Annotated in this window: 8 protein-coding genes and 3 pseudogenes; 4 read left to right on the top strand and 7 right to left on the bottom strand. The window is 64.6% G+C overall.

Translation table 11 applies throughout. The annotated features are described in order from the left end of the window. Positions 1 to 770, top strand: a pseudogene (locus tag PV679_RS35550) (tyrosine-type recombinase/integrase); the annotation flags it as partial. A gap of 85 nt (positions 771 to 855) precedes the next feature. Here PV679_RS35550 and PV679_RS36320 read toward each other — a convergent pair. After that, positions 856 to 1,440 (bottom strand): suppressor of fused domain protein, encoded by a 585-nt coding sequence (locus tag PV679_RS36320; RefSeq protein ID WP_416069873.1) that lies wholly within the window; start codon positions 1,438 to 1,440, stop codon positions 856 to 858. 144 nt (positions 1,441 to 1,584) lie between these two features. On the opposite strand from PV679_RS36320, the gene PV679_RS35555 reads away from it, so the two are divergent. Then, positions 1,585 to 1,812 (top strand): hypothetical protein, encoded by a 228-nt coding sequence (locus PV679_RS35555; protein WP_319685423.1) that lies wholly within the window; start codon positions 1,585 to 1,587, stop codon positions 1,810 to 1,812. Between the two features lie 263 nt (positions 1,813 to 2,075). On the opposite strand, the gene PV679_RS35560 is transcribed toward PV679_RS35555, so the two are convergent. The 3 genes and pseudogenes from PV679_RS35560 to PV679_RS35570 form a co-directional block, all read right to left on the bottom strand. Next, positions 2,076 to 2,288 carry a hypothetical protein gene (locus tag PV679_RS35560; RefSeq protein WP_319685424.1) on the bottom strand — a complete coding sequence of 71 codons (213 nt, stop codon included), beginning with the start codon at positions 2,286 to 2,288 and terminating at the stop codon, positions 2,076 to 2,078. Positions 2,289 to 2,354: 66 nt separating this feature from the next. Next, positions 2,355 to 2,722: pseudogene (locus PV679_RS35565) on the bottom strand (hypothetical protein). A gap of 127 nt (positions 2,723 to 2,849) precedes the next feature. Beyond that, on the bottom strand, positions 2,850 to 4,097 hold the full coding sequence (locus PV679_RS35570) for a helix-turn-helix domain-containing protein (protein WP_319685425.1): 1,248 nt from the start codon (positions 4,095 to 4,097) through the stop codon (positions 2,850 to 2,852). Between the two features lie 887 nt (positions 4,098 to 4,984). Here PV679_RS35570 and PV679_RS35575 point away from each other — a divergent pair. Beyond that, on the top strand, positions 4,985 to 5,557 hold the full coding sequence (locus tag PV679_RS35575; RefSeq protein WP_319685429.1) for a tyrosine-type recombinase/integrase: 573 nt from the start codon (positions 4,985 to 4,987) through the stop codon (positions 5,555 to 5,557). On the opposite strand, the gene PV679_RS35580 is transcribed toward PV679_RS35575, so the two are convergent. Next, complete coding sequence (locus tag PV679_RS35580) at positions 5,548 to 5,808, bottom strand: hypothetical protein (protein ID WP_319685426.1); 261 nt, start codon at positions 5,806 to 5,808, stop codon at positions 5,548 to 5,550. The two genes, PV679_RS35575 and PV679_RS35580, sit on opposite strands and share 10 nt — an antisense overlap. Positions 5,809 to 6,472: 664 nt before the next feature. Between PV679_RS35580 and PV679_RS35585 the strand changes: the two are divergent. Next, positions 6,473 to 7,421, top strand: a pseudogene (locus tag PV679_RS35585) (tyrosine-type recombinase/integrase); the annotation flags it as partial. 86 nt (positions 7,422 to 7,507) lie between these two features. On the opposite strand, the gene PV679_RS35590 reads toward PV679_RS35585, so the two are convergent. Next, a complete protein-coding gene (locus PV679_RS35590; RefSeq protein WP_319685427.1) occupies positions 7,508 to 8,188 on the bottom strand; it encodes a DUF6193 family natural product biosynthesis protein in 681 nt (226 codons plus the stop codon). 29 nt (positions 8,189 to 8,217) lie between these two features. Then, a partial coding sequence (locus tag PV679_RS35595) for a hypothetical protein (protein WP_319685428.1) occupies positions 8,218 to 8,823 on the bottom strand: 606 nt, incomplete at its 5' end.

The raw sequence follows: 8,823 nt of genomic DNA on the forward strand, positions 1-8,823 counted from the left end.
GCCTTGGAGCACGCCGTCCGGGAGGAAGAGATCCCGCGCAACGTCGCCCGCAACGTCCGCACCGGCACCCCACGCCCCCGACGCTTCGAACCCCTCACCGCCGACGAAGCCCGCAAGTTCCTGGCCGCCGCCGACGGCCACCGGTTGCAGCCGCTGTTCGAACTCGCCCTCCACACCGGACTCCGCAAGGCCGAACTCCTCGGCCTGCGCTGGGAAAACCTCGACCTGGACACGGGCACCGCCGCCATCCGCCGCACCCTGCAACGCACCACCGCAGGCGGGCTCACCACACTGCCCACCAAGACGCGCGCCTCCGAGCGCCGCATCGCCCTCCCCACCCGCTGCCTCCAGTCCCTGAAGCTCCACCACGAACAGCAGAAGACCGAGCGTGAGGCCGCGGGCACCGCGTGGCAGCGGGGCGAGCACGTGTTTACCACTACGCAGGGTGGACCGATCGACCCAACCAACCTCACCCGCACCTTCAACACGCTCCTCCGCAAGGCCGGCCTCCGCGCCGCATCCGCTTCCACGACCTCCGCCACTCGACGGCCACCCTCCTTCTGGAACAGGGCGTCGAACTCGTCGTGATCAAAGAACTCCTCGGCCACGCCCACATCGGCGTCACCGCCACCGTCTACGCCCACGTCAGACTCCGCCTCCAGCGCGACGCCATCGACCTCCTCGGCCGCACCCTCCGGCGCTCCGACGAGACCACCGGCCAACCTGACCACCCTGACGAACCTCTACCCTGCGCAACACCCATCCGCTGACGTTGCCGTCAACTACTGCCGTCAAACACCTCAGAGGCCCCACTGGAAGTTTCAGCGGGGCCTCTGAGACATTACCCGGGATGATTTACGCTACGGGTGTTCGCGCAGGGTCGAAGCGATCCCATCCCAGGCTCCAGAATGCGTCAAATCCACGCGAGTAAACGAAATCCCGTTCCGAGGAGTAGATGGGATAGGCTCCGATAATTTCGACTAGATCACGCCTCTTCGTGTCAACGTCACCGAGGCTTAGATCTAGCAATCCCGAGCCGCAATCAACTGCAGGACGGGCCAAGACGATGCTATTCATTGCGGAACTTCCCACGTAGGTCTCCATATACCCAAGCACTTGACCTGAATTGAAAGGACAGATGCCTCGCAATGCGGCAACCACCCTTGCGGGAACCCGAGACCACTCGACATCGTCAGAGTGGACAGTAATAGACAGTTCGCGCCCTCTTGTCCCCCAATCGGGGTGACTGGGGAGGGAAAGGCCATAGGTGAATCCTGTCACATATCCAGGTCCCGGCACTCCGATGTACGAGACGGACCGGACCGGCCCGTCCCCTGCCACCCGCGGCTCAACGTCGCTGATGACAGGCGTTGCACCGGTAAGCGAGTCGAGTAGCTCGCAGTAGCGATCGAACCGGTCAAGCGTGTCATGCTCAGCCATAACGCCCCTTGATACAAGAATCCCCTGACACGGGCGGGCGCCGCCGAAAGTTTCCACGGCAGCGCCCACCCCACTACTCTCGCTTAATCACCCAGATGGTGGATGGAAGTGCCCCAAGGCGGCGTCCCACCACTGTGTCTTACTGTGATCGATGAACGAGTTGAATTCTCCGATCCTACCGGCTGGGATTCTCCACTCAGTAAGGCCGATCACGCCATTCTTGTTCGGCAGGTCGAATTCAAGCTTCCCGAAAGCTTCTCGGAATCCAGGCTTCATTACGAACCGATGGAATCCCATGTCGTGACCATTTCCGGCATACTGTGCGGCACCTTCCGGCTTGTTGGAAAGGTACGCCGTAGGGTGGGGGCCTGAATGGTTATCTGCATTCAGTCCGCCCGCCTCACTTGCCCTCTTCCCTTCCGCCGGAGAGCGGTAGAGAACTGTCTCTCCACAGTTATGCACCAGGACCGGCGTAGCCCCCGCCAGCACATAGTACGTGTGCTACGCGGTACCCCCACCTGCTTCTTCGCGGGTCAGCGTGGGTATTACGTTCCGCGGGTGTCCGTGGTTGTGCGGGGAAATCCGTGGGTGTTGCCATCGCTACTGCCGTCAGGAGTGGGTGGCGGGTGGGCCTGCTACTGCCATGCGCCGAGTTCGGCGCGGAGGGTGGCGCGGGTGGTGCGGTGGTAGAAGTCGTGGCCGGTCTGGGCGCAGTGTCCGGCGATCCAACGGGTCAGCTCGTCCGAGGTGTGCAGCGTGCCTGACGTGGCACCGCAGCTGCGCTCTTCGCCAGTGACGCAGACCGCCTCCATGGTCGGCAGCGCCAGAGGGTCGGGGACGGTGGTCACGCGGTACTCGCGGAAGCGGTAGCGCCCCGAGAGGCACCGCGTACTGGTGCGCCGGCGTTCGGGGAGTCAGGCATCCTCGGCCGTCTCTTCCAAGTCCGGGATGCGCTGTCCGCGCGAGTCCGCGACCCTGAGTGCGTCGGCCAGTGCTTCGGTCAGCCGGCAAGCGAGCCATCGGTATTCGGTTGCCGACTGACCTTTCACGCCGGGCGCGATGATTCGCGGGCGTACTCCAGCAGTTCGTGGCCCATGCCGAGCTGGACCGTCTCCATGCTGTCGGCGAGGGTGGAGAGGTAGCCCCTGCCATCGGTGCTCAGGTAGCAGGGCTTCCCCTCCGGGCTCGTCCACGGAAGTAATCGTGGACCTCCGTCGGCCAATGCGGCGTTGTACAACTCCCTGCGACGCTTGCGGTCGGCTTCACTCCTGGGCTGGCTCACTGGGCACCCCCGGCCTGGGTCACTGATGGTGGACATACCGACCGTAGGCACTGACTGATCGTCACCCCAGCCAGGAGTCGTGGCAGTTCGCGACTCTTGGTTCACAAACTGCCACGCTGCGTGGCAGCTACTCGACTACGCCCAGGTAGTCGGCCATTTCGCGCATCTCTGTCGTGAGGGTGCGCTTGCGCTTGCCGAGGATCTCCTGCATGGTCTCGGCAGCCCCACTCTGGTGCCGCAGCCACTGTGGGGCGGCTTCCCTGGCGCGGGTCAACTCGTCCATGGCGGCGGACAGGTCGCCGGTCCGGGTGTGGGCGCGCGCCACATCGAGGGTGAAGCGGTTCCCGTCGTTGGTGCTGGGCCTGCCCAGGCGCTTCCACGCCTTGGGCGACAACTCCTCCTGCTCGCCTGCCTTGCGCACCACCGCGCGGGCGTCGCCGATGACCAGGGAGTCTTCGAGTGCCTTGACCGCGACGGTGACCGGCCCGAAGACGGACCAGTGCCGGGAAACATTGCGATGCGCTGTCCCGACAGCGGTTGCCGCGACCCGGGCGGCCTGACGGTACGCCTTCGCCTCGTCGGGACGGTTGTTCCTCGCGGCTGCGGCGGCGGCCTCCATCGCCAGGCCGCCCCACACCGCGTAGTGGTCCGGCTCGGCCCCGGTGATCTTCGGCTCCACCGCGTCCATGCTCCGGGCAGCGACCTGTTCCGCCTCGCCCAAGCGGCCCTGCCTCACCAGCAGCCAGCACATGCAGCCGACACCTGAACCCGCCGCAAGCATGTCTCCGGCCCGACGGGCATCCATGATGGCGCCGCGCAGAGCGGCGTAGGCAATGTCGTACTGCCTGACCTGAGTGAGGTAGGTCCCGGCCAGACGCATCGCCTCGGCGCGGGCCAGCAGAGCCTGCCGGTGCTCGTCACCACTGTCGTAGTAGGCGACAGCGGTCGCGGCATCGCGGAGCAGGCCCGGCAGTTGAGCCGCGACGCTCTGGTAACTGTCGGAGAAGTACAACACCCGTGCATCCCGCAGCGTCCGGCCAAAGGCACGCAGGTTCGGTTCCTCGCCCAGGACTTCAGAGCCCTGGTCAACAAGCCCGACGGCGGGGGTCAGCACGGAGCGGAGCTGCATCAGGTTTACCCGGTTCGGCTCCTCGCTCCGGCCGACGGGCTCGGGAGCGTCAGAGGCAACGAGCGCACCAGTGGTCACTCCCAGTGCGCGAGCCAGAGTATGCAGGGTCTCCATGCGGACGGTCCCACCCTGCTCAACTTTGCGTACCGTGCCCGGTGACACTCCTGCGGCATGGGCGAGTTCCTCCTGGCTCAGCCCCGCACGACGCCGGTACCTGCGAACGTTGTCGGCCAGCTCCGTAATCATCAACTCACCACCTCACCTACCACGGTACGCCGCAAAGGCGCCTCAACCGCGGGCTATCCCCGTAGGTAGTACCCGCACGGACTCGGTGACGCCCGCGCCAGCAGGCAGCAGTCGCTGTTGGGGCCGCCGTTCTGGCCTCGGCCACAGAAAGCCAGCCACGACGGAGAGTCAGCCGACCGTCCGCCATGCGTGTCTCGCTCAACCCCGCACCGGGCTCAGCCCAGTTATCTTCTCCGTCACGGCATCAGCCAGGCACGGCCCCAACCGGGGAAGACAGACTCAGCGCCTCGCCGGACAGGAGCTGGTGCATGGCACGCAACGGCGGGGCACTCTCCGGACGATCCATGGCGCGACACTGCGACCGCGGAGCGACGGAGTTCTCCGTCTGGCAACCCGGTCCCTAATCCCGGATGTGCGCGCCGAGTGGCCGGTGGCCGTTGCCAGCGGGGCGGTAGACAGGAGCGGGCGGCGGTTGCCGACCGCCGGCGCGCGGCGGCCCGCGTCAGCGGGCCGCCCTTGATCCAGTAAAGAAACTCTTAACAGCCCCGCCGACCAGAGGATCAACGTGTCGCCATACGGCCGGGTATTCCGCTCCGGCGGCTCGGTCTGCGGTTGTCCCCCGGCCCTCCTCGCCTCCGGCCCTCGCCCCACCACACTCCTGAAGCAGGGCGTCGAACTCGTCATGATCAAGGGCACCCAGTCTGAGCACCCACGGCTCCGCGAGACAACTCGCTGGGCCGTCGGCGTCCGGCTGCGTTGCCGTCAAGGGCAGTCGAAGACCGGAATCTCCACCTCTTCTGGGACGCACGCTCCAGCGCACCAACTCCAGCGGCCTGACCGCCCTGCCGACCAAGACCAAGACGAAGAGTTCCGAACGGCGCATCGCCCTGCCGGCACCCTGCCTACGCTCCCTCGAACAGCACCGCGACCGACAACTCAAGGAACGCGAGGCAGCAGGCACGGGCTGGAAAGACAACGGCTACGTGTTCACCCGCCCCAACGGCGCCCCGATCGAAGGGGCAACCCTCACCCGGCATTTCAACACCCTGCTCCGAAGGACCAGGCTCCGCCGCATCCGGTTCCACGACCTCCGACACTCGGCGGCGACGCTCCTCCTGGAGCAGGGGGTGGAACTCGTCGTAATCAAGGAACTCCTCGGACACGCCCACATCGGCGTCACCGCCACCGTCTACGCCCACGTCCGGCTCCGCCTCCAGCGACCTCCTCGGCCACGCACTCCGCAACCCCGCCGAGATCACCAGCAAGCCCGACGACGGCGACGAATCACCACTCTGCGCGGTCCACGTCCGCTGACGTTGCCGTCGACTACTGCCGTCAGACACCCCGGAGGCCCCACTGGAAGCAAATCCGGTGGGGCCTCTGGGGTCAGTGGGGAAGATTCCGCCAGCCGTTTCGAGAAAAAATTCTCGAAGGCCCCTATCTTTGCGACCTACTCGTAGGTTACGGCAGCGCGGAATATTGCTGCGATCATTGCCCAGCTCGGAGAATCGGGAACTGGTTCTTCAATGACATTCTTAAAGAACCCGTCCATCGCCTTTGTCCAACGGGCAGAAGCATCTACAAAATCCGCAGTCGAAGGATTCTCCAACGCAATATGTCCGTCACTGACAGCCTTTGCCAGATCCTGCAAGTATGCGGCAAGATCATCCCTCGACTTGATCTCGTTCAGCTGCGCATCAGGCCAGTTCATGGGGCCCACTCCACTGGGTCGAAGTGATTGATCACAATCGACCTCCCTTCGTTTTTCGTTGTGAACTTCCAGGATTCAGCTGCGACTTCTTCAGGGGAAGCCATCCTGAAGGGCATCTGAATCCCAGCCTTTTGGAAGGCAACCAGACGCCGATTGTCAAGCGAATGGAGGTTCCCGTTCTTGTAGTGGAGACGCATGGTCGGCAAATCCTCCGGCTTTACGTAGCCCGAACGCAAACCGGCCGCAGTTTGCTCAATCGTCTCGCCAGTACTGAAGCGCGGACTAACCGTATCCTGCGAGAATCTCACCAGCTTGGGGTCGATTGTCCCATTGCAGTTATGGACGAGTACCGGTGTGGCCCCCGCCAGCACATAGTACGTGTGCTACGCGGTACCCCCTACCTGCTTCTTCGCGGGTCAGCGTGGGTATTACGTTCCGCGGGTGTCCGTGGTTGTGCGGGGAAATCCGTGGGTGTTGCCGTCGCTACTGCCGTCAGGAGTGGGTGGCGGGTGGGCCTGCTACTGCCATGCGCCGAGTTCGGCGCGGAGGGTGGCGCGGGTGGTGCGGTGGTAGAAGTCGTGGCCGGTCTGGGCGCAGTGTTCGGCCGCACAGGGCAGCGTGGCCGCGCCAGCTCGGCCGTTCCGCCGTCTACGACCTACCCCGCGCCCGCCTCGACCAGGAGGACGTTCGTGCCTGGCTCAACCAGCTCCGCACCACCTGCCAGTGCTGCACGCGCGACATCGACGCCCAGCGTCATGAGCCCCGCTGCTGCGCCGCCGGCCAGTGCTGCCACAAGCTGCTCTCCCCGCTGACGCTCACCTACATCCACTCCGTCCTCAAGTCCGCCCTGGAGCACGCCGTCCGCGAAGAGGAGATCCCGCGCAACGTCGCCCGCAACGTCCGCACCGGCACCCCTCGGCCCCGACGCTTCGAACCCCTCACCACCGACGAAGCCCGCCGACTCCTCACCACGACCCGGATTCATCGACTGCACGCGCTGTTCGAACTCGCCCTCCACACCGGACTCCGCAAGGGCGAACTCCTCGGCCCGCGCTGGGAAGACCTCGACCTCGACGCCGGCACCGCCGCAATCCGCCGCACCCTTCAGCGCACCAGCACCGGCGGACTCACCACGCTGCCCACCAAGACGCATGCCTCCGAGCGCCGCATCGCCCTCCCCACCCGCTGCCTCCAGTCGCCGAAGCACCACCACAAACAGCAGCAGCGCGAGCGTGAGGCCGCAGGCACCACATGGCAGCACGACGGGCACGTGTTCACCACCGCGCAGGGCAGACCGATCGACCCAACCAACCTCACCCGCACCTTCATCACGCTCCTCCGCAAGGCTGGCTTCCGCCGCATCCGCTTCCACGACCTCCGCCACACCACCGCCACCCTGCTCCTGGAACAGGGCGTCGAACTCGTCGTGCTCAAGGAACTCCTCGGCCACGCCCACATCGGCGTCACCGCCACCGTCTACGCCCACGTCCGACTTCGGCTCCAACGCGACGCCATCGACAACCCTCAGCACCGTCCTCGGCACCCCGGAGATCGCCAAGACGGTCAACAGCAACGACGACGAACCGCCGCCCTGCCCCGCCCTCGTGCGCTGACGTTGCCGTCAACTACTGCCGTCACCCAACGCAGGAGCCCCGCCGACCAAGGTCGGCGGGGCTCCTCATTTACTGAAGTGAACGTGTCATTCGTTACTCGCGAGAGCTTCAGAAGCCACAGTAAGAGCCTCCCTCAAAGAATCTACGACCGTCGGGTCGAGCAATCGAGGATTCTCCACACGGTAGGAACCTCCAGAAAGTGGAGTAATGCTCACTTCCTGGGCCCCTTGCTCTCGGCGCACCGATCTAAGCCGTAGCGTTCCATGGCTGAGAGTTGGGAAGGAATAGCCGAACCGACCATCTGCGTAGGCCGCTTCCACAAGCGGGCGCTCCTCGGAGAACTCCTCAGCAGTCCGCAACCAATTCCACTGAGCGGGTACCGAGTCTCCCCACTCGTGGGCTCTCGCGAGGCGCCCCGGCATCATGAATGGGAACCTTTCCGCGAAGTCATCCACCGAAATGCCATCCCGCCATGCAGCCAATGCCTCAATCAGATCGCCTAGATCATCAGTGGCACCCTCAGCCCACGTGAATCCCTGCCCCTGGATTGCTACGTAGAAGGTCCTGCTTTGGCTACTGAGCTGAATAGAAGCCCTTCCGCGACTCGAATCCAGCTCAGCCGTGGCTAGCAGGCCAGGTCCCGATACGTAGTGACTGTAGAGCCGTCCCAGGTCGAGATCTTTCTTTGCCGACGCTAGCTCCATCGCCGAGATGAGGCCGCCCGCAGCGAAGAGGTCTGGGTAGAGAACAGGGTCAAGCGAATCCATGCTCGTGAACCCCCCTTCGGTTCGCTTTGCTAGCAGCCACAGAACTTCCCTGCATCCGATATGAAGGGCCGGAGCCTACCGAAGCTCGCCCAATCTGGTTCCGCGACATCGACTCTTTCAAGAGCCCCCTTCGCGTTCGGTCGATAGAAGTTAATGGAGGACCATGACCGTTCGCCATTACCGACAGCTCTGGCGATCCAACCCATCTCCATATCAGTGGCGTACGCTCCTGGCTGGAGCCCGGCCTTCGCCGATTCAGTGAAGTTTCCCAAGCCGCGGAGATTTACGTGAAGCGTCACCGACGAGTCCCGGATCGCGTTCTCCACTGGGCCCTGCCATGCGTCAGGAGCATAGCCGCCAAAGTGCTTGAACCCCTCACCGTCCGCCCATGAATAGGTGCCTTCCGCCTTCTGCCCCAGCGCCACGTTGCAGTTGTGAACGAGGACCGGTGTGGCCCCTGCCAGCACATAGTACGTGTGGAGGTCACTGACGGTGAGGTTGTGGACCGTTTCGTCGGGGGCCGTCCAGTGTTCGATCGCTGTGATCTGGACGAGGGTGCCGGCGCCGGTGCGGAGCCACTGGCCTGGGCGGAGGTCGGTGGCGTCGATCCATTCGGCGAGTTCGGGGACCCAGAA

The sequence above is a fragment of the Streptomyces sp. AK02-01A genome (assembly GCF_033795305.1).
GTDB lineage: Bacteria > Actinomycetota > Actinomycetes > Streptomycetales > Streptomycetaceae > Streptomyces.

Bases quoted from the DNA above. Each gene is read 5' to 3' on its own strand.
- PV679_RS35570 (WP_319685425.1), bottom strand. From the start codon at position 4,097: ATGATTACGGAGCTGGCCGACAACGTTCGCAGGTACCGGCGTCGTGCG.
- PV679_RS36320 (WP_416069873.1), bottom strand. From the start codon at position 1,440: ATGGCTGAGCATGACACGCTTGACCGGTTCGATCGCTACTGCGAGCTA.
- PV679_RS35580 (WP_319685426.1), bottom strand. From the start codon at position 5,808: ATGAACTGGCCTGATGCGCAGCTGAACGAGATCAAGTCGAGGGATGAT.
- PV679_RS35590 (WP_319685427.1), bottom strand. From the start codon at position 8,188: ATGGATTCGCTTGACCCTGTTCTCTACCCAGACCTCTTCGCTGCGGGC.